Here is an 18,990-nt window from a genome sequence, read left to right on the forward strand (position 1 = left end):
CCGTTACGTCCATTCGACAGCGAAGCGAACCCGATGACGGAGGTGGCATGCCATGGCCGGATTCCGAAGTCTCGCGAGACAGGTACGCGACCCGCGGTGGTCCCCCACCCAGCGCCGCACCTACCTGCGGCGATGCCTGGAGCGCTTCGCGCCGTACGGGCACCGGGCCACCTGGGACCACCTCTGCGCCCGCGCCGGGTTCGCCCCCCAGGACCGCGAACCCGATCCGGCCCGGCTGCTGTCCGCCCTCGCGGAACTGGAGGAGGCACGGGCCGTCTGGCTCGCCTACGAAAGGGAGTTCGCCGCCCGCCGCAAAGCGGAGAAGTTCTCCGGCATCCGGCAGCCCGGCGCCCTCGACGACTGGCACCGGCGCACCTGGGGCGGCAACGGGGTCGCCTGGTGCGACGATCCGCTCCTCCACCCCTCCGACCGGCTCGCGGACGTCCTGCGCCGCATCATCGCGGCGATCGACGCGGGAGCGGGACGGGCGTGCCCCGTCTGCGCGCGGGAACGGCTCCAGTGGCGCGACCGCCTCAACCACTACCCCGGGGCGGGACCGGTGTGCGCGCACTGCGGCATCGTGGTGCCGCTGCCGGTCCTGACGGGGGCCGCACGGGGGGAGCTTCTCGCCGCAGCGGGGTGACGGGGCGTCACGGCCTCCGCCTTTTTTCCCCGCCCTCCCACCCGTGTGCCCCGTGAAGTCTGGGCGCCCCGACGCGTGTTGTGTGGGGGCCGGGTTCGGGGCCTCCGGGGCTGCACGTCCTGGACTGGATATTTACGTGCGTTTCCAGTGCCTTCGACTGTTCACCCCGGATACCGCACACAAATATGCCGAACGTCCAGGACATCCACCCCTCCGACCCCGCCCCCTCCGTCTCGTCCCGCGCCTGATCCCCGGTGGGTGGGTATGGACGGCACCGTGCTCGGGCACCCGTAAGCGGCGCGCCGTCCGCATGCCCAACGCTCACGCGGTCGGTAGCTCACTGGTCGCGGTGAGGCCCTCGACGAAGGACCGGAAATCCGGGGCAAGGACCAGCTCGTCCTGTCGATCCGCGTCGAACCACGTCACTGTTGGTTCCGCGTGCCGGCCGGATGCCCGGCAGTCGAGCGCAATCCAGTAATGCCCGTCGCCGGAGAGGAGCACGAGAGGTGCGGGAAGACCCCATTCCTCGACCAGGTACGGACTGTCCACCAGTGACACCGTGTGTTCGCGGTCACCGATGCCCATCAAGTGGTCGAACGGAACGTGATCGGCACTCCAGGAGGTCGGCCGGTCTGTCGGAAAGGCGTCCCGGTCGGCCGCGCATTCGCCCCCGTTCTGGGCGCGCAGCAGGTCAACGAGCGAAGTGGGGAGCGTGACATCGAGCAACAGCTCGGCGCCACGCACTGCCTCATCGGTCAGCGGCGGGTGCACAGCGTAACCGCTGCCGGGTTTCCAGAAACCGGCCTGCACATCTTCGAAGCGTGCCATGGGCGGCATCGTAGGGGGTGTCCGGCGGCGACCCAGGCAGGTGCGGTGCCCCCGGACCGCCTCCATACCCCCCGCCGGGGATCAGGCGCGATACGAGACCTGAGGGGGCGGGGTCGTAGGGGTGGCGTTCTGGACTGTGGAGCATATTTGGGTGCATGACCCGGAGTGCGCAGCGGAGAGTGCCTGAGGCACCTAAATGTGCTGTCCAGAATGGCAGCCCCGGAGGGCCCGAACCCGGCCCCCACACCACTTGCGCCGGGGCACCTGACTTCACAGGGTGCACGGGAGGGAGGGCGGGTCTGGCACGGAGGGGCGCGCGGTGCGACGATGCCCACGCCCCGACCGACGTGGACAGGACGGTACCGGCATGGCCGAACTGCACGATCTGACCGCACTGGAGCAAGCCGCCGCGATCCGGGCCGGGGAGGTGTCCCCGGTGGAACTCGCCGATCACTATCTGGCCCGTGTCGACCGCCTCAACGACACCGTCGGCGCGTACCTCACGGTCACCCCCGAGATCGCCCGCAAGCAGGCCGCCGACGCCGAGTCGGAGGCGCTGGCGGCCCGCCGCGAGGACCGCGTGCGGGAGTTGTCGCCGCTGCACGGCGTGCCCGTGCCCGTGAAGGACCTGAACTTCGTGGCGGGCGTGCGCTGCACGCTCGGCTCGCGGGCGTACGCCGACCACGTTCCGGACGTCGACGACCACGTGGCGGCGCGGCTGCGCGCCGCGGGAACAGTCCTGCTGGGCAAGACGAACACCCCGGAGTTCGGGCTGCCCTGCTACACCGAGAACGAGCTGGCCCCGCCCGCCCGCACCCCGTGGGACCTGGCGCGGTCCGCCGGCGGCTCCAGCGGCGGCGCGGCGGCCGCGGTCTCCGCGGGGCTGGCGCCGATCGCGCAGGGCAGCGACGGCGGCGGCTCCATCCGCATCCCCGCTTCGGTGTGCGGTCTGTTCGGCATCAAGCCGAGCCGCGGCCGGGTGAGCTCCGGGCCGGTGCAGCACGATGTGAGCGGGCTGAGCACGAGCGGCCCGCTCGCCCGCACCGTCGCGGACGCCGCGGCGCTGCTGGACGTGCTCGCGGGCGGGATGCCGGGCGACCCGTACGGCGCCCCGTCGCTGCCGCCGGGCGAGACGTTCGCCTCGTACGCCGCCCGGGAGCCGGGCACGCTGCGCGTGGTGGGGCTGCCCGTGCCGCCCGTGCCGGGGGTCGAGCTGCACCCCGACTGCCGTGCGGCGTACGACGGCACGGCGGAGCTGCTGCGTGAACTGGGCCACCAGGTCGACGAGGTCGAGCTGCCCGTCGACGACGGGCTACGGGACGCCTTCACCCGCGTGTGGGGTGTGATGGCCGCCGTCTACCCGGTCGCACCGGAGCGGGAGGAGCTGCTGATGCCGCTCACCCGGCACCTGCGTGCCGAGGGCGCCGCGGTCCCGGGGCCGGACTTCGCGGCGGCGCTGTACGCGTTCCGCGCCCTGGGGCAGTTGATCGCGGACGCGCTGCTGTCCTCGTACGACCTGGTGCTGACCCCGACGCTGGCGCAGCCGCCCGCGCCCGTGGGCCCGGCGGGGCTGCGCCACGACGCCGATCCGGCCGCGGAGTTCGCGGGGCTGGCGGCCTTCACCCCGTTCACCCCGGTCTTCAACGCGACGGGGCAGCCGGCGGTGAGCGTGCCGCTGCACTGGACCGGGGAGGGCCTGCCGATCGGGGTGATGTTCGGGGGCCGCTACGGCGACGAGGCGACGCTCATCTCTCTGTCGGCGCAGCTGGAGGCGGCCCGTCCGTGGGCGGGGCGCAGGCCGGAACTCTGGTAGCGGGTGCGGTGCGCGGCGGTTGCCCGGCGAGCAGCCGCCGCGCGCCCGGCCCCTGTTCGCCGAGCACGTCCCCCGGGTTGGACAGGGCGCAGCGGTCCAGGGAGAGGCAGCCGCAGCCGATGCAGTCGTCGAGACTGTCGCGCAGGCGGACGAGCTGCTCGATGCGGGCGTCGAGTTCGGACCGCCAGCCCGCGGACAGCCGCGCCCAGTCGGCACGGTCCGGGGTGCGTCCGGCGGGCAGGCCGTCCAGGGCCTCGCGGATCGCCGCGAGGGGCATGCCGACCCGCTGGGAGGCGCGGATGAAGGCGACGCGGCGGAGGGTGTCGCGGGTGTAGCGGCGCTGGTTGCCGGCGGTGCGGCGGCTGCGGATCAGGCCCTTGGACTCGTAGAAGTGGAGTGCCGAGACCGCCGCGCCGCTGCGTGCGCTGAGCTGGCCGACGGTCAGTTCGCGGGTGTCCGTGGGGATGGCGGTCATGCCCCGACTCTACGAGAGCGTGGTGAGTTTCTTGCGGCGCGGGACGCTCGCCCGCCACAGCCGGGTGCAGGAGACCGCGGTGGCGGCGACGAGCAGGGCGTTGCGGATCGCGACGACGCTGGTGCCCTGCCAGGAGTTGCTGACGACCTCCTCGAAGAACAGGGGGTAGTCCACGGTGGTGACGGCGGTGGCGACCAGCAGCAGGGCGGTCACCGGGCGCTGGGTGGTCTGACGCATCGTCAGGCAGACGGCGCCGAGCCCGATCAGCCAGATCAGGTACTGCGGGCTGATGACGCGGCTGGTAACGGTGAAGAGCAGCACGGCGGTCATCGCGGCGTCGTACGGGGTGGCCGGGGTCCAGCGGACCGCCCGCAGGCGCCACACCAGCAGCCACACCAGGGCGGCGCCGGTGAGGACGAGGGAGGTGGTGGCCACCCAGTTCACGTACGGGCCGATGAACTCCATGGAGCCGTAGTGCGCCCGTACGCGGCCGGACCAGCCGAGCAGTCCCGCGACATGGAGAACGGTGCCGCCGAGCGACTCGACCTCGACACCGCGGTGGTGCTGCGCGTCGACGAAGCCGGTGGCGCCGCAGAAGAACACGGTCAGCACGGCGAGGAGCGCGGCTGCCGACGTGCCGAGCGCGGTCCAGGCCTGGCGGGTCGTACGGCCGCGCGGGGTGCCGAGCACGGTGAGGGCGGGCCAGAGCTTGATCATGGCGGCGAGCCCGACGAGCGCGCCGCCCAGCCGCGGCCGCGCGGGCACCGCGAGCAGGGCGCACACCGCGACGGCGGTGACCAGGAGGTCGTAGCGCGAGTAGGGCAGGTGCATCAGCAGGGGCAGTCCCAGCACCCACATCCATGCCCCGGTGATGCTGCGGCCCGGCCGGTTCCACCCGGCGCGCACGAGGGCGGCGAGGACGAGCGCGTCACCGAGGAGCGAGAGCAGCACGAAGCCCTGGAGGTAACTGACGCCCGGCAGCAGGGCGGGGGTCAGCATCACCAGGGCGGCGCCGGGCGGGTACTGCCATGTGACGTCGCGGACGGGGTACGTTCCGCGTTCGAAGCCGTGACTCCAGTGCTGGTAGAGGTGGTAGACCTCGCGGGCGATGTCCCCGTGGCCGGCGCGCAGCAGTGCGAGCATGACCACCCGGCTGGAGAGCCAGTACGCGCCGAGCGCGACCCAGGCCTGCGGCCAGGTGGACGGGCGCAGCAGGACGCGGCGGTCGCCGGGGAGGGTCGGCCCGCTGCCGTACCGGACCTCCGTGGTGTCCCAGTCGTGCGGGCTGGTCTCCGTCCGGGCCTCGGCCACTGCCGCCTCCTCCATCGCCATAACGCCACATTCGGGGCATATGGCTAAGCAAGATAGCCACAAACCAGACATGTGCTTCGCGATACGCGCCGGAGGACGGGGCGTTGACAGGGATCCGCCCGTCGCAGCATGCTGAGCAAGCGCTTGGACAGTACGGGAGGCATGACATGGGACAGCCCAGGATCTTCACGTCGGTGGACGAACTGAAGGCCGCCGTCGGCGAGGAACTCGGCACCACCGAATGGCTGGAGGTCGACCAGAAGCGAATCGACCTCTTCGCGGACGCCACCGGCGACCACCAGTGGATCCACGTGGATCCGGAGAAGGCGGCCCAGGGCCCCTTCGGCACCACCATCGCGCACGGCTATCTGACGCTCTCGCTCATCCCCTCCTTCACGCCCGAACTGATGCGCGTCGAAGGCGTGACGATGGGCGTCAACTACGGCGTCAACAAGGTGCGCTTCCCCTCACCCGTGCCGGTGGGTTCGCGGCTGCGCGCCACGGGCCAGGTGGCCGAGGTCACCGAAGTACCGGGCGGGGCGCAGCTCGTCGTCCGCATCACCGTCGAACGCGAGGGCGGCAACAAGCCGGTCTGCGTCGCCGAGACCGTCGTGCGCTTCTACCTCTGACCGACGGCCCGCGGCCTCATCCCCTGCCGGGGCCGGCCGGACCGTACCCGGCCATGCGCAGGGCGAGATCGGCGTAGAGCGCGCCGATCTCGTCCGGCGTGCGCCGCCCGCCGGGGTTGAACCAGCGCGCCACGTCGATGCACAGGGACAGCAGCGCGACGGTCGTACCGGGCACGTCGGGAACGTCGAACTCCCCCGCGCGCACGCCGTCGCGCAGGATCGAGCGGACCGCCTCCTCGCTCTGCCGGCGCAGTTCCACGACCTCGGTGTAGTGCTCGGGGCCGAGCGCGCCCAACTCGTACTGCACGACACGGCCGGTGGTGTGGTGCTCGGCGTGCCAGCGGACGAACGCCCGCACGGCCTCCGCCAGGCGCGCCGCCGGGGAGCCCTCGCCGTCCGCGGCCCCCTGGAGCAGCCCGAGGGAGAGGCGGTGGCCGACCACGCTGATCTGGTAGAGCAGCTCTTCCTTGGTCTTGTAGTGGATGTAGAGCGCCGCCGGGCTCATGCCGGCGCGGCCGGCGATGTCCCGGGTGGTCGTCGCGTGGTAGCCGCGCTCGGCGAACGCCTCGACCGCGGCGATCACCAGCCGCCGGGCGGCATCAGGGGTGATACCGGTCCAGGCCTCGGTCCGCTCCGACTGCTCCGCCTCCACGTCCATGGCGGACACCCTACATGCCCGCTGAGCAAGCGCTTAGATACCAAGCGGTCGGTCGAACGGGGAGCGGAGGCGGCGGCCGGGCCCCTCAGAACGCCGAGACACCGGTCAGGTCGCGGCCGATGAGCAGCTTCTGGATCTGGCTGGTGCCCTCGTAGAGGGTCATGACGCGGGCGTCGCGCAGCAGCTTGCCGACTGGGTACTCGTCGATGTAGCCGTAGCCGCCGAACACCTGGAGCGCGTTGTTGGCGCAGCGCACCGCCGCCTCGCTGGCGAACAGCTTGGCCTTGGACGACTCCGCCGCGAAGGGCTGCCCGCGGTCGATCAGATCGGCGACGCGCCAGGTCAGCAGGCGGGCGGCGTCCACGTCGAGGGCGATGTCGGCGATCAGCTCCTGCACCAGCTGGTGCGCGGCGATCGGCCGCCCGAACTGCTCGCGCTCCTTGGCGTAGCCCACGGCGGCGTCCAGGGCCGCCTGGGCGATGCCCACGCAGCCGGCGGCCACCGACATCCGGCCCTTGGCCAGCGCCGCCATCGCCACCGAGAAGCCCTTGCCCTCGGGCGCGAGCATCGCGGCGTCCGGGACGCGCACGTCCTCCAGCACCAGCTCGGCGGTCGCCTGGCCGCGCAGGCCGAGCTTGCCGTGGATCTCGCGGCGGGTGAGGCCAGGGGTGTCGGTGGGCACGAGGAAGGCGCTGATGCCCTTGTGGGCCGGGGTGTCATTGGTGCGGGCGAAAAGCAGCACGACATCGGCCCAGGTGCCGTTCGTGATGAACATCTTCGAGCCGTTGATCACCCAGTCCCCGCCGTCCCGCCTGGCCCGGGTGGTGAGGTGGGCGGCGTCCGAGCCGGTGCCGGGCTCGGTGAGGCCGAAGCAGCCGACGGCCTCGCCGGAGGTCAGCCGGGGCAGCCAGGCGCGCTTCTGCTCCTCGCTGCCCCAGTGGGCGACGGACTTGGCCACCAGGCCGAGGGAGACCGAGACGATGCCGCGCACGGAGGAGTCGCCGCGGCCCAGTTCCTCGGTGACCAGGCAGTACGCGAGGTGGTCGCCGCCCGAGCCGCCGTACTCCTCCGGAACGGTCAGGCCGAGGAAGCCCACCGCGCCCAGCTTCTTCACGATGCCGCGGTCCACGCTCTCGGCGCGGTCCCAGGCCGTCGCGTGCGGCACGATCTCGCGCTCGGTGAATTCTGCGGCCAGGCGGCGGACCGCGGCCTGCTCCTCGGACAGCTCAAGATTCACGACGCACCTCGGGGTGGGATCCACTCATAAATTAGCAGTGCTAGTTTCTTGCTCGCAGCTCTACTATGTGCCGCATGGCCCGCCCCCGCAAGCCCCTGCTCAGCCGCGAGCGCATCGTCGCCGCGGCGCTCGCGCTGGTGGACGCCGAGGGGCTGGCGGCCGTCTCCACCCGGCGGCTCGCCGCGGAACTGGGGGTGAGCGGGCCGAGCCTGTACAACCACTTCCCGACCAAGGACGAGATCCTGGACGCGGTCGCCGACGCCGTCGTCGCCGAGGTGGACCTCGCGATGTTCGAGGACGGCCGCGACTGGCCCGACGCGCTCGTGGCCTGGGCCCGGTCCTACCGCGCCGCCCTCGGGGCCCACCCCCACATCGTGCCGTTCCTCGCCCAGGGCCCCGGACGCCGCCCGGCCGGGCTCCGCATGGCCGACGCCGTCTTCGGCGGCATGACCGCGGCGGGGTGGCCGCCCGCCCACGCGACCCGGGTGGGCGCGCTCATGCGGTACTTCGTGGCGGGGTCGGCGCTGGGCTCCTTCGCGCGGGGCTTCGTCGACGACCCGACGGCGTACGACCCGTCGGACTACCCGCACCTCGGCCAGGCCCACCTGCTGGCGGAACGTCAGCAGCGCGTGGACGAGGGCGCGTTCGAGACGGGGCTGCGGGCCCTGGTGGACGGGCTGGCCGTGCAGTTCGCCGCACTGCCGCGCTGACCGGCGCGGGCCCGGGCCGCTGTCGGTGGCGGGTGCGACGATCGGCCCATGACGGACACGACCTTCGACTGGCGCTCGTTCCTCGTGCGGTGGAGCGAGGAATGGGCCGACGCGCAGGACCCGGACTCCCTCACCGAGGACGACGCGCGGGCCCTGCGCGACCGCTGGCTGGGCTTCGCCCCGGCGGACGCCGAACGCCTGGCGGAGGCGGAACGCCGGCTGGGACGCCGACTGCCGCCGTCCTACCGGGCGTTCCTGGAGGTGAGCGACGGGTGGCGGCACGCGGGCGGGTTCGTCTCGCTGCTGGCGGGCACGCGGACGGCGCGCTGGCATCAGGACTCGGACGGCCTCGCCAAGGTCTGGCGGGAGGCCATCGGCCGCGACCCCTCGCCGAAGGCGGTGATGGAGATCGGCCTCTGGACGGACGGCCTCCAACTCGACGAGGTGTCCGACCTGGCGTACGTGCTGCTGCATCCGCTCGACGTCGGCACCGACGGCGAGTGGGCCCTGTACCACTATCGGAGCTGGGCAGCTGCGCCGCCGCGGCGATACGCGTCCTTCCAGGAGTTCATGGCGGACATGTACCGGGAGTTCCATCAGCTGTCCGCCGTTCGCAGCGTGCGCGACGGACGGGAGTTCGCCAACGCGACGACACGGGCACTGGACGCCACCGTGGACAGCGCCCGGCGTGACGCGCTGGCCGGTCGGTACGAACGGGCCGAGATCGCTCTCTCAAAAGCCGAGGGATTCGGGCGGCCGCGGGCGAAGGCACTGCGCGACCAGATACGGCGGCTGCAGCGCACCAGGGACAGGCCCGACTTCGCGGGACGCGCCCTCGATCCCGGGTACGCGCCGGAGTTGTTGCCCGTGCTCGCCGACGAGCACGTCCGGGGCGGAGGTGACGAGGCCTCGTGGGACTTCGTCGTACGGGGTGCGTCCGACGAGGTCCGCGCCCTGGGCGAGGAGTTGCTGCGGCGGATGCGGGAGGGGACCTTCCGGTACACGGTGCCAGGTGCATACGGGGAGGCCGTGGACCGGGCGCGGGAGCAGGCGCGGTGGGGCGGGACCGATGCCGCCTGGCGCACTCTGCGTGCCGCGCTGCCGGCCTGGGAGCCGCCGGGTCCGGATCTGCTCGCCCCGCTGGGTCTGCTCGCGGACCCGGTCCTCGGTCCGCTGATCACGCCGGACCGCGGACGGGAACTGCTGGCCACCCCGCGCGCCGGCGAGCCCGGTGCACAACCGGAGCCGGTCCCCGACACCGATCCGGACGGCCTCGTGTGGATGGCCTCCACGTACCAGCGGGGATACCGCTTCGTCCTCGTGGAGGGCGTGGAACCCGACGAACTGCCCGGCCTTCTCAGCGAGGACGGGAGCAGCGGGTTCCACGAGCCCGCGGCCCTCAGGAGGCTGCGCACGCAACCGCGGAACCGCGGCAGTTCGTCCTACGACGACAAGGCGTTCATGGCCGTCGGCCGCGCCGGAGAGAACTGGTGCTTCGCCTTCGACGGACAGCCGAATCTCTTCAACGGGCGGCGGTTCGTCTCACCGGCGGTCGCCGCGTCCCGGGCCGGGCGCGCCGTCGTGGTCTGGGGTGCCCCGGGCAGGACGTACGGGCCGACGTCCGACGTCTTCCATCTGTCGGTCGCCGAGCAGGGCGAGGAGTCGTACGCGTTCACCGTGCACGGCACCGAGGTCCGGCGGAGCGGCAGTGTGCCGCCGGGCCTCGATCCGGATCGTCTCTTCTCGCCCGAGGACTTCCCCAGGGAGGGTGAACTGCGCGCCCTGGGGGCCATCGCTGCCGCGTTCGGGGTGACGCTGCCGCGCTTCGCCCTGACGCCGGGCTACCTGCCCACCTTCACCACCCGGTCGTGGACGCGGCCTCCGGGCCCGGGCGAGAGATACGTGACGGTGACCGTCGGTCAGGGGTGAGCGGGCCTCAGAAGACCACCAGGGCCCGCCCGCCGCGGCCCGCGAGCATCGCGTCGAACGCGTCGGGAATGCCCTCCAGGGCGATGCGCTCGGTGACCATCGCGGACAGGTCGAGGCGGCCCGCGCGGATGTGGTCCGCGAGGACCGGCAGGTCGCGGGCCGGGTCGCTGTTGCCGTAGACGCAGCCCGAGAGCGTGCGGCCGAAGTGGAAGATCTCCAGGGCGGAGAAGGAGACCATGTCCTGCTTGCCGCCGATGCCGACGACCGTCGTGCGCCCGCCACGCCGTGTGGAGGACCATGCGGCGCGGATGGTCTCCGAGCGGCCCACGCACTCGATGGCGACGTCCGCGCCGTGGCCGCCGGTCAGGGCGCGGACGCGCTTGGCGAGGTCGTCGCCCGCGACCAGGAACCCGGTCGCGCCGGCCGCCCGGGCCAGTTCCTCCTTGGCCGGGGAGACGTCGACGGCGAGGATCGTTCCCGCGCCGGCGATGCGGGCGGCCTGGAGCACGGCGAGGCCGACCCCGCCGACACCGATGACGACGACGGACTCGCCGGGACGGACGGCGGCGGAGTGGTGGACGGCGCCGTAGCCGGTGAGCACGGCGCAGCCCAGGAGGGCGGCCTCGGTGAGCGGGACGCCGTCGGGCAGCGGGAGCACGGCGGCGGCCGGGACCACGGTCTCCTCGGCGAAGGCGGCCGTGCCGAGGCCCGGGTAGAGCTCGTCGCCCCCGGCGGCGAGCTTGGCGTACGGCGCGGCGGCCGCCGCGCCCGCGTTGGCGCAGAGCCAGGGCTCGCCCAGGCCGCAGTAGTGGCAGGTACCGCAGGAGGGCGCCCAGTTGAGGACCACGGGGTCGCCCGGGGCGAGGCCGGTGACGTCCTCGCCGACGGAGACGACCGTGCCCGCGCCCTCGTGGCCGAGGACGGCGGGCACGGGCTGGCGGAGCGTCCCGTTGGACAGCGACAGGTCGGAGTGGCACACGCCGGCCGCCGCGAGGCGCACCCGGACCTGGCCGGGGCCGGGGTCGGGCAGCTCGATGTCGGCGATGGCCAGGGGCGCGTTGACGGCGGACAGGACGGCGGCGCGGACCACGGTGTTTTCTCCTGCGCTCAGGGGTTCGGGGGCGACGGTCGGTCGGGTGGGGTCAGAACTGGAGGGACTTGGTCTGGAGGTACTCGGCCAGTCCGTGCGGGCCGAGTTCGCGGCCGACGCCCGACTGCTTGTAACCGCCGAAGGGGGCCAGCGGGTTGAAGCGGCCGCCGTTGATGTCGACCTGGCCGGTCTCCATGCGCCGGGCGAAGGCGACGGCCTCGGCGTCGTCGCCCGCCCAGACCGCGCCCGCGAGGCCGTAGACGGTGCCGTTGGCGATGCGCAGGGCGTCGTCCTCGTCCTCGTACGCCAGGATCGACAGGACCGGGCCGAAGATCTCCTCCTGCGCGATGGTCATGTCGGGGCGTACGTCGGCGAAGATCGTGGGGCTGACCCAGTAGCCCAGCGCGCGGGGCGCTTCGGGGCCGCCGGCGACGAGGCGGGCGCCCTCGGCGAGGCCCTGCTCGATGTAGCCGCGGACGCGGGCCTGCTGCTTGGCGTTGACGACGGGGCCGATGCGCTCCCCGGGGACGTACTTCGCGGTGGCGGCCGCGGCGAGGGCGACGGCCTCGTCGTACTGGTCGCGGTGGACGAGCATGCGGGTCCAGGCGCTGCACGTCTGGCCGGTGTTGGACATGACATTGGCGACGCCGACGTTGACGGCCTTGGCGAGGTCGGCGCTCGGGAGGATGACGTTGGCGGACTTGCCGCCGAGTTCCAGGGCGACCCGCTTGACCGCGGCGCCGGCGGTGGCGGCGATCTGCTTGCCGACGGCGGTGGAGCCGGTGAAGGAGACCAGGTCGACGTCCTCGTGCGCGGCGAGCGCCTGCCCGGCGACCGGGCCGAGACCGGTGACGAGGTTGAACACCCCGGCGGGCAGGCCCGCTTCGTGGACGGCCTCGGCGAAGAGCTGGGCGACCAGCGGCGTGTCCTCGGCGGGCTTGAGCACGACGGTGCAGCCGGCGGCGAGGGCGGGGGCGGCCTTGGCGACGATCTGGTGCAGCGGGTAGTTCCAGGGTGTGATCGCGCCGACGACGCCGACCGGCTCGTGGAAGACGGTGGAGTTGCCGATCCGCTCCTCGAAGGCGTGGCTCGCGGCGAGTTCGGCGTACGAGCCGGCGACCTTGACGGGGAGGTCGGCGTGGACGGCCTGGGCGAAGGCCAGGGGCGAGCCGAGTTCGGCGGCGACGGTCTCGGCGATCTCCTCGCGGCGGGCGGCGAGCACGTCGCGCAGCGCGCCGATCCGGGCGGCCCGGTCGGCGGGCGCCGTGGCGGCCCAGCCGGGGAAGGCGGCGCGCGCGGCGCGCACCGCGGCGTCCACGTCGGCGGCGGTGCCGGCGGGCACGGTGGCGAACACCTGCTCGTCGGCGGGGTTGACGACAGCGATCGTCTCCGTGCCGGCGGCGGGCCGCCAGTCGCCGTCGATGTACATCCCGTCGTGCGGCTTCATCCGTTGTCCTCCCGGGCGGCGGTGCCTTGGCCCGCCCAAACTAGCGCCGATAGTTTTTTGGTGCCAGGGCGGCACTCCGTGCAGTGGATCACGCGGGGGCGACCCGGGCGGGGAGGCCGTCGCGCACGGGCGGGTGAAGCGGGCCGCCGTCCGCCGTCCCATCCTTCCGGGTGAACGGGGACGCCCCTGTCGGCACACCATACCGACCGGTAGGCATGTGGGGTAGCGATCCCGCACCGTCCGGCGGAACCCGCGGCGGACCGGCACTCTCAGGCGTCCAGGACGCGGCCGAGGTAGGCCCGCAGCAGTTCCTTGGTCTCGGCGACGAGGACGGCGTCGCCCTCGGGGTCGGTACGGAAGGCCAGCTTCAGCAGCGCGTCGGCCGCCTCGACACCGACCACGAAGGCGGTGCGCAGCCGTTCCTCGCCGGCCGTCACGCCGAGCCGGCCCGCGAGCAGCGACCGCAGGCCGTCGGCGAGTTGGTGGTTGGCCTCGTCGTTGGCGGCGGTGCCCGGGGCGGGTCCGGCGAAGCTGACGAGGGCGAAGCCGGGCACCGTGCGGCGCATGGCGACGTAGTGGTCGACGACGACGTCGACCAAGTCGACCAGGCCGACCAGGCCGACCGGGCCGACCAGGCCGACCGGGCCGACCAGGCGGCGCCGGTCGCCGGAGTTCACTTCAGGAGGTGCTTCCCCGGACGGCCGCGCGGTGACGGCGAACGCCCCGGGCCCTGCGGCGTCGAGGAGGGCGGTGACACCGGCGAGGTACTTCTCCAGGTTGCGGCGGGCCAGCGCGTCGGCCATCGCGCGCTTGTTGGAGAAGAAGCGGTAGACCGAGCCGATCGGGACCCCGGCGCGGGCGGCCACGGCACGGGTGCTCAACTCCTCGTAACCGCCCTCGTCGAGGACCGCCGCCGCCACGTCGAGGATCCGGGCGAGGCGTTCGGCACTGCGCTGCTGGACGGGGACCCGCCGGAGACCGCTGCCGCTGCTCTGCACGGGACTCATCATGCCGGTCGGACAGGTTTTCCACAGGTGCCCGACGACCCCTTGCGGGCCGGATTCCTCTGCTTGACCATAGGAATCGTGACCAGCACTGAGATCAAGGACCTGGAGTACCTTCCGGGCTTCGGCAACGAGCACGTCAGCGAGGCCGTGCCGGGCGCTGTCCCGGTGGGCCGCAACTCCCCGCAGCGCGCCCCGCTCGGGTTGTACGCGGAGCAGCTGAGCGGCACCGCGTTCACCGAGCCGCGGCACCACAACCGCCGCTCGTGGCTGTACCGCATCCGCCCCTCGGCCGCTCATCCGCCCTTCCGGCGGATCGCGAACGGCGCGCTGCGCAGCGCGCCGTTCCAGGAGACCGAGGCCGATCCCAACCGGCTGCGCTGGAGTCCGCTGCCGATACCGCAGGGCCCGGCGGACTTCGTGGACGGCCTGGTCACGGTCGGCGGCAACGGCGACGTGCTGCGCCGCGAGGGCATCGGCATCCACTGGTACGCCGCCAACCGCTCGATGGACGCCCGGGTGTTCTCCTCCTCCGACGGCGAGCTGCTGATCGTGCCGGAGCGCGGCGGCCTGCTGCTGCGCACCGAACTCGGCCTGCTGGCCGCCGAGCCGGGGCACGTCGCGCTCGTCCCGCGCGGGGTGCGCTTCCGCGTCGAGCTGCTGGACGCCGACGCGCGCGGCTATGTCTGCGAGAACTACGGGCAGCACTTCCGCCTCCCCGACCTCGGCCCCATCGGGGCGAACGGACTGGCGCACGCCCGGGACTTCATGGCACCCGTCGCCGCGTACGAGGACCGCGAGGAGCCGGTGGAGGTGGTCAACAAGTTCGGCGGCAACCTCTGGGCCGCCGAGTACGACCACTCGCCGCTGGACGTCGTGGGCTGGCACGGCAACCTGGTGCCGTACGTGTACGACCTGCGCCGCTTCAATGTGCTCGGCTCGGTCAGCTGGGACCACCCCGACCCGTCGATCTACACGGTGCTGACCTCGCCGTCCGACACCCCGGGCCTGGCCAACGCCGACTTCGTGGTCTTCGCGCCGCGCTGGCTGGTCGGCGAGGACACCTTCCGGCCGCCGTACTTCCACCGCAATGTGATGAGCGAGTTCATGGGGCTCGTGGAGGGGGCGTACGACGCCAAGGCCGAGGGCTTCGTGCCCGGCGGCGCCTCGCTGCACAACATGATGTCGGCGCACGGCCCGGACCGGACGACCTTCGACAGGGCCAGCGGTGCGGAGCTGGTACCGCAGAAGATCGACGACGGGCTGGCGTTCATGTTCGAGACGCGCTGGCCGGTCGTGCCCACGGCGCAGGCGCTGGCGGCGGAGCATCTGCAGCGGGGGTACGACGACGTGTGGCGGGGGCTTGAGCGACACTTCAGGCCATGACGACGAGCCCCGGCCTCTTCGCCCCCGACTCGCTGGTCCTGAACCGCAAGCTCCCCTTGTGGTACCAGGTGTCGCAGTCGCTGCGCGCCTCGATACTCGGCCGCCGGCCGGACGCCCCGCTGCGGCTGCCGACCGAGGACGTCCTGGCGGGGCACTACGGGGTGAGCGTGCTGACCATGCGGCAGGCGCTCAAAGAGCTGGAGGAGGAGGGGCTGATCAGCCGGCACCGCCGGCGCGGCACGTTCATCGAGCCGGCGGCGCGGCGCGGTGCCCCGGTCCGGCTGCTGGGCTCGGTCGACGCGATCGTGGCCCAGCAGTCCGGGGAGCGCACGAGCGTGCTCGGGCACGGCCCCGAACCGGTACCCGCGGAGTACGCCGAGTACTTCCCCGGGGTGGCCGGGACGATGGCGTACCGCAGGCTGCGGTGCGACGAGAGCGGTGAGCCGGTCAACTGGGCGGAGAACTTCGTGCTGCCCGAGCTGGCGGAGCGGATCGACCTGGCGGACCTCGCCCGCTGGCCGATGACGAAGGTGCTGCGGGACGCCCTGGGGGTGCGGATCAGCCGGATCACCGACACCGTGGAGGCCCGCCTCGCCGACCCGGACACCGCGCGCCTGCTGCGGGTGCCGCTGCTCAGCCCGATCCTGCACTGCACGGGGGTGAGCTACGACGAGTCGGGACGCGTCGTCGACGTCGTGCGCATCCACTACCGCGGGGACCGCTTCTCCTTCACCGTCACGATGGAGGCACCCTGAGGGGCCTTCGAGGACACGTGAGATCCGCCCCGTCGCGGGAGAACGGTCCAGGGGCGGGCTGACTGCCTGCCCCAGGACTCGCGGGTCGGCCGACCGGTCCGGGGGTGCTATGACGGAGCGCTGATCACCGTCAGGTACTCCTCGGTGCGGAAGCCGACCGACCGGTACACGGACTCGCCCTTCTCCGACGCGTACAGGTAGGCCGTACCGGCACCTGCGGCGAAGCCCGAACGGACCAGTTCCAGCGTGACGGCGCTTGCGAATCCACGCCGCCTGTGGCCCGGCAGCGTGGCGATGTTGAAGATACCTGTCAGGTCACCAGAGGTAGCCGTCATGCCCGTTCCCACGGGCACACCGTCCAGCTCCGCAAGGTAGAACGTCATCCCGTCGACCGTCGCCAGGGAAGGATCGGCGAAAACCCGCAGCATCTCGTACGGCACTTCGAAGCCCTCCGCCACGGTCCTGGCGTACAGGTCCAGTTCGTCGCGCGGCACGGCCCGTATGCGCAGACCGTCAACGACCGGCTCCTTCGGCAACCCTTGGTCGCAGTGGCGGATCATGAGGGGCTGCCGCTCGAACCGGGTCAGCCCGTGCCGCGCGGCGGCCTCGGCGACCATCGGACTCGGAACCCCTCGGACGTGGATGCTCCAGGGAAAATCCCACGGGCTCCCCGCGGCCGCCAACGCCGTGATCTCGTCGGCGCTCGGCTCCAGGCTCGGACTGATCATCGCGTTCAGCGGCGCGATCGCTGCGCCGGTGATTGCGAGCACGGCACCCTGCGGACCTCTGCTCGCACGTCCGGTAACAGCGGTGGCAAGGGTCTCGAACATGGCGGCATAAGCCGACACGAAAGCAATCGACCGGTCGTCTTTTTGACTCATGAGGAGACCTTAAACAATGCCGCACAAGAGACGGAGACAGGGATCTCGATGACCGGTCCCCGGCAGCCCGCTCCACACCTTCCCCCTGTCAGCAGCGCTTTCCGTCCGACCGCAAAATGCCACGGCTCAGGCCGCGAATGGGGGATCTCGAGGAGGAACACAGTGCGCGCCGCAGGCCGTGACATTCCACTTGCCATCAGAACCAGGCACTCCGCACGTTATCCCGGAATCGCCGAACGCACAAAAAACTTTCACTTGATGAAAATCAAATGCGCTGCCTCTCGCGCGAAGTGTTTCCGAAGCAATGAAGTCGGTCCGCCTCGGCAACCAAGATCACCCGTTCAACCGGCGGCTTCACAGGTGGGCCAGGCCCGACATGCCGCGATCCCCGCAACCCCCTGGCCCTCCTCGGCCTCGCCACCGCCTTCTGCTGCGGCAAACGGCTCGTCCGCCTCACCGCACAGGACGCGGTCTCAGTAGCATGCTCGCGGTGAGCGATGAAGCGCCGACGCTGGCAGACCTGATGCCGTGGTCCACCGCGCCCCTGCGCCTGGGGCGCTCCTGGGTGCTGGCTCCCGAGGCCGCCACTCTCACCGCCCGCTGGGACCGGCTGCTGCGCGCCGAGGGGGACGAGCGTGAGCGCCTGTTCCAGCCGTCTCGGGCGCGTACGACGCACACCGGCGTCGCCCAGCTGCCCGGCCACCCCGTGTCCACCGCGCGGCTGGAGCGCGAGGACGGGCCGTGCGCCGAGCCGGTACGGGTGCTGCACGGCCCGTACGACCAGCAGTGGCTGCTGCCCGACCAGCGGCTGATCGACGCCGCCCGCCCGGAGCTGTGGCGCGTCGCGGACGACACCCACCAGCTGTACGCGGTCGAGCTCGCCCGGCTGCCGCAGGTCCCGGGGCCACCGCTGACCTTCTCGGCGCTGCTGCCCGACGGGCACTCCCCCGCCGGCCGGCCCGGCCGCGTCCGTCCGCTCTTCCGCCGCCCCGGCGGGGCCGACCCCAACTTCGCGCCCGGGCTGCTCGCCCATCTCGCGGCCCGGCTCGGCGTGCCGGTCCCGGCGCAGGACATGCTGGCCTGGATCGCCGCGACGGGCACGGCCGGCGGCCCGGTCGAGGTGCCGCTGACCGCCGACCCGGAGCTGTGGGCGCAGGGCGTCGCGCTCGGCCGCCGGCTGCTCTGGCTGCACACACGCGGTGCACGGTACGCCGATCCGGCGGCGGACCGGCCCGCGGGCCATCCCCGGCTGCCGGGCGGCCGGCGGCCGTACGTGCGGGCCGCCCTGCCGGACGTGCCGCGGGAGCCGCCCTCCTGGGACGCGCAGGAGGAGGCGCTGGTGGTCGGGGACGGGCGGATCGCCCCGGTGCCGGAGGCGGCCTGGGAGTTCCACGCGGGCGGCACCCGGGTGCTGGAGACCTGGTTCGCCCTGCGTACGGAGCCGGGGGCGGCGGGCACGCTGGACGCCGTTCGCCCGGCGTACTGGCCGCGCGCCCGCACGACCGAACTGCTGGAGCTGATCAGCGTGCTGGCGCTGCTGGCGGAGGAGCGGCCGCGCCGCAGGGCCCTGGCCGCACGGGTGGCCGTGGGCCCCCTCGTCGGGGCCGGGGAGTTGCGGGCGGCGCGTGTCCTGCCGGTGCCGGAGGCGGCGCGGCGTCCGGCGTCCGTGCTCGATCACCACGAGGAGGGCCCGGACGGGCAGTTCGTGCTGCTCTGACCCGCCGGGCCGCTCGCCGTCTCGACATGACTATGTGACCATCTGGCCACAAGTCGACATGACAACAGGCCCGGAGGAACACACCGACACGTCGCATGGGCGGCGTGGTGCCGGGACGGTGTGTTCGCCCGAGCCTGTTCGCGTACGCAAGCGTCAGGGACGCCCTCGGGTCAGCCGCGGCCCCCGAAGAGCGAGCGCCGCAGCCGCCGCAGCGGTGCGAACAGCGACACACGGGCTCCACGGTTCGCGTTCGTCCGCACGTGGTCGCGCGAGGTCAGCTCACGCATCAGCAGCGTGGCCTCCTCCGCCTCCCGCTGCGGCGCGGCCGGACCGGCCAGCACCGAAAGATGGCGGTCGAGCCGCGCACTGGACGTGCTGCTCCCGCAGGTGATGGCAGGCACTCGCGCCCTGCCTCGCATTGCTATCTGATCCATGACACTCCCCACCCATTCGAGGGCACCCGGCACCGGGCAGGGT

Annotated in this window: 18 protein-coding genes; 8 read left to right on the top strand and 10 right to left on the bottom strand. The window is 72.7% G+C overall.

Annotated features, from left to right (window positions below):
* Positions 1-52 precede the first annotated feature (52 nt).
* Positions 53-643, top strand: a complete 591-nt coding sequence (locus ACIP9H_RS20255; protein WP_401589249.1) for a hypothetical protein — start codon at positions 53-55, stop codon at positions 641-643.
* A gap of 321 nt (positions 644-964) precedes the next feature.
* Here the strand turns inward: ACIP9H_RS20255 and ACIP9H_RS20260 are convergent, their stop codons facing one another.
* Positions 965-1,471, bottom strand: coding sequence for an SMI1/KNR4 family protein (locus ACIP9H_RS20260; RefSeq protein ID WP_401589252.1), 507 nt, complete (start codon positions 1,469-1,471; stop codon positions 965-967).
* A gap of 367 nt (positions 1,472-1,838) precedes the next feature.
* Here ACIP9H_RS20260 and ACIP9H_RS20265 point away from each other — a divergent pair, with 367 nt between their 5' ends.
* A complete protein-coding gene (locus ACIP9H_RS20265; protein ID WP_401589254.1) occupies positions 1,839-3,284 on the top strand; it encodes an amidase in 1,446 nt (481 codons plus the stop codon).
* Here the strand turns inward: ACIP9H_RS20265 and soxR are convergent.
* Together soxR and ACIP9H_RS20275 are read right to left on the bottom strand one after the other, a co-directional pair.
* Complete coding sequence (gene soxR, locus ACIP9H_RS20270) at positions 3,217-3,759, bottom strand: redox-sensitive transcriptional activator SoxR (RefSeq protein WP_401589257.1); 543 nt, start codon at positions 3,757-3,759, stop codon at positions 3,217-3,219. The two genes, ACIP9H_RS20265 and soxR, sit on opposite strands and share 68 nt — an antisense overlap.
* A 9-nt stretch (positions 3,760-3,768) precedes the next feature.
* The gene (locus ACIP9H_RS20275; RefSeq protein ID WP_401589259.1) at positions 3,769-5,091 is read right to left on the bottom strand and encodes a glycosyltransferase 87 family protein; all 1,323 of its coding nucleotides are present in this window, start codon (positions 5,089-5,091) and stop codon (positions 3,769-3,771) included.
* Positions 5,092-5,237: 146 nt separating this feature from the next.
* Between ACIP9H_RS20275 and ACIP9H_RS20280 the strand changes: the two genes are divergently transcribed.
* Positions 5,238-5,699, top strand: coding sequence for a MaoC family dehydratase (locus ACIP9H_RS20280; protein ID WP_401589262.1), 462 nt, complete (start codon positions 5,238-5,240; stop codon positions 5,697-5,699).
* Between the two features lie 16 nt (positions 5,700-5,715).
* Here ACIP9H_RS20280 and ACIP9H_RS20285 read toward each other — a convergent pair whose 3' ends face one another.
* Positions 5,716-6,357, bottom strand: a complete 642-nt coding sequence (locus ACIP9H_RS20285; RefSeq protein WP_360906254.1) for a TetR/AcrR family transcriptional regulator — start codon at positions 6,355-6,357, stop codon at positions 5,716-5,718.
* Between the two features lie 85 nt (positions 6,358-6,442).
* Positions 6,443-7,594 carry an acyl-CoA dehydrogenase family protein gene (locus tag ACIP9H_RS20290; RefSeq protein ID WP_401589264.1) on the bottom strand — a complete coding sequence of 384 codons (1,152 nt, stop codon included), beginning with the start codon at positions 7,592-7,594 and terminating at the stop codon, positions 6,443-6,445.
* Between the two features lie 74 nt (positions 7,595-7,668).
* Here ACIP9H_RS20290 and ACIP9H_RS20295 point away from each other — a divergent pair, with 74 nt between their 5' ends.
* Both ACIP9H_RS20295 and ACIP9H_RS20300 read left to right on the top strand, forming a co-directional pair.
* The gene (locus tag ACIP9H_RS20295) at positions 7,669-8,304 is read left to right on the top strand and encodes a TetR/AcrR family transcriptional regulator (RefSeq protein ID WP_401589266.1); all 636 of its coding nucleotides are present in this window, start codon (positions 7,669-7,671) and stop codon (positions 8,302-8,304) included.
* A 48-nt stretch (positions 8,305-8,352) separates the two neighbouring features.
* A complete protein-coding gene (locus ACIP9H_RS20300) occupies positions 8,353-10,233 on the top strand; it encodes an SMI1/KNR4 family protein (RefSeq protein WP_401589269.1) in 1,881 nt (626 codons plus the stop codon).
* 7 nt (positions 10,234-10,240) lie between these two features.
* On the opposite strand, the gene ACIP9H_RS20305 is transcribed toward ACIP9H_RS20300, so the two are convergent.
* From ACIP9H_RS20305 to ACIP9H_RS20315, 3 genes are all read right to left on the bottom strand, one after another.
* A complete protein-coding gene (locus ACIP9H_RS20305; RefSeq protein ID WP_401589272.1) occupies positions 10,241-11,323 on the bottom strand; it encodes a Zn-dependent alcohol dehydrogenase in 1,083 nt (360 codons plus the stop codon).
* A gap of 52 nt (positions 11,324-11,375) precedes the next feature.
* Positions 11,376-12,770, bottom strand: coding sequence for an aldehyde dehydrogenase family protein (locus ACIP9H_RS20310; RefSeq protein WP_401589274.1), 1,395 nt, complete (start codon positions 12,768-12,770; stop codon positions 11,376-11,378).
* A gap of 269 nt (positions 12,771-13,039) precedes the next feature.
* Positions 13,040-13,777, bottom strand: coding sequence for a TetR family transcriptional regulator (locus ACIP9H_RS20315; protein ID WP_401589489.1), 738 nt, complete (start codon positions 13,775-13,777; stop codon positions 13,040-13,042).
* 69 nt (positions 13,778-13,846) lie between these two features.
* Between ACIP9H_RS20315 and hmgA the strand changes: the two genes are divergently transcribed.
* Positions 13,847-15,160 (top strand): homogentisate 1,2-dioxygenase, encoded by a 1,314-nt coding sequence (gene hmgA / locus ACIP9H_RS20320; RefSeq protein ID WP_401589491.1) that lies wholly within the window; start codon positions 13,847-13,849, stop codon positions 15,158-15,160.
* Positions 15,157-15,915 carry a GntR family transcriptional regulator gene (locus tag ACIP9H_RS20325; RefSeq protein ID WP_401589277.1) on the top strand — a complete coding sequence of 253 codons (759 nt, stop codon included), beginning with the start codon at positions 15,157-15,159 and terminating at the stop codon, positions 15,913-15,915. The genes hmgA and ACIP9H_RS20325 overlap by 4 nt, the downstream gene beginning before the upstream one ends.
* A gap of 107 nt (positions 15,916-16,022) precedes the next feature.
* Here the strand turns inward: ACIP9H_RS20325 and ACIP9H_RS20330 are convergent, their stop codons facing one another.
* Positions 16,023-16,796 carry a GNAT family N-acetyltransferase gene (locus tag ACIP9H_RS20330; RefSeq protein ID WP_401959999.1) on the bottom strand — a complete coding sequence of 258 codons (774 nt, stop codon included), beginning with the start codon at positions 16,794-16,796 and terminating at the stop codon, positions 16,023-16,025.
* Between the two features lie 481 nt (positions 16,797-17,277).
* On the opposite strand from ACIP9H_RS20330, the gene ACIP9H_RS20335 reads away from it, so the two are divergent.
* Positions 17,278-18,513 (top strand): type ISP restriction/modification enzyme, encoded by a 1,236-nt coding sequence (locus ACIP9H_RS20335; RefSeq protein ID WP_401589281.1) that lies wholly within the window; start codon positions 17,278-17,280, stop codon positions 18,511-18,513.
* Positions 18,514-18,683: 170 nt separating this feature from the next.
* On the opposite strand, the gene ACIP9H_RS20340 is transcribed toward ACIP9H_RS20335, so the two are convergent.
* Complete coding sequence (locus ACIP9H_RS20340) at positions 18,684-18,947, bottom strand: hypothetical protein (protein ID WP_360906245.1); 264 nt, start codon at positions 18,945-18,947, stop codon at positions 18,684-18,686.
* Positions 18,948-18,990: the final 43 nt, after the last annotated feature.

Origin of the sequence: Streptomyces sp. NPDC088732, from assembly GCF_044751205.1 — a bacterium.
Lineage (GTDB): Bacteria > Actinomycetota > Actinomycetes > Streptomycetales > Streptomycetaceae > Actinacidiphila.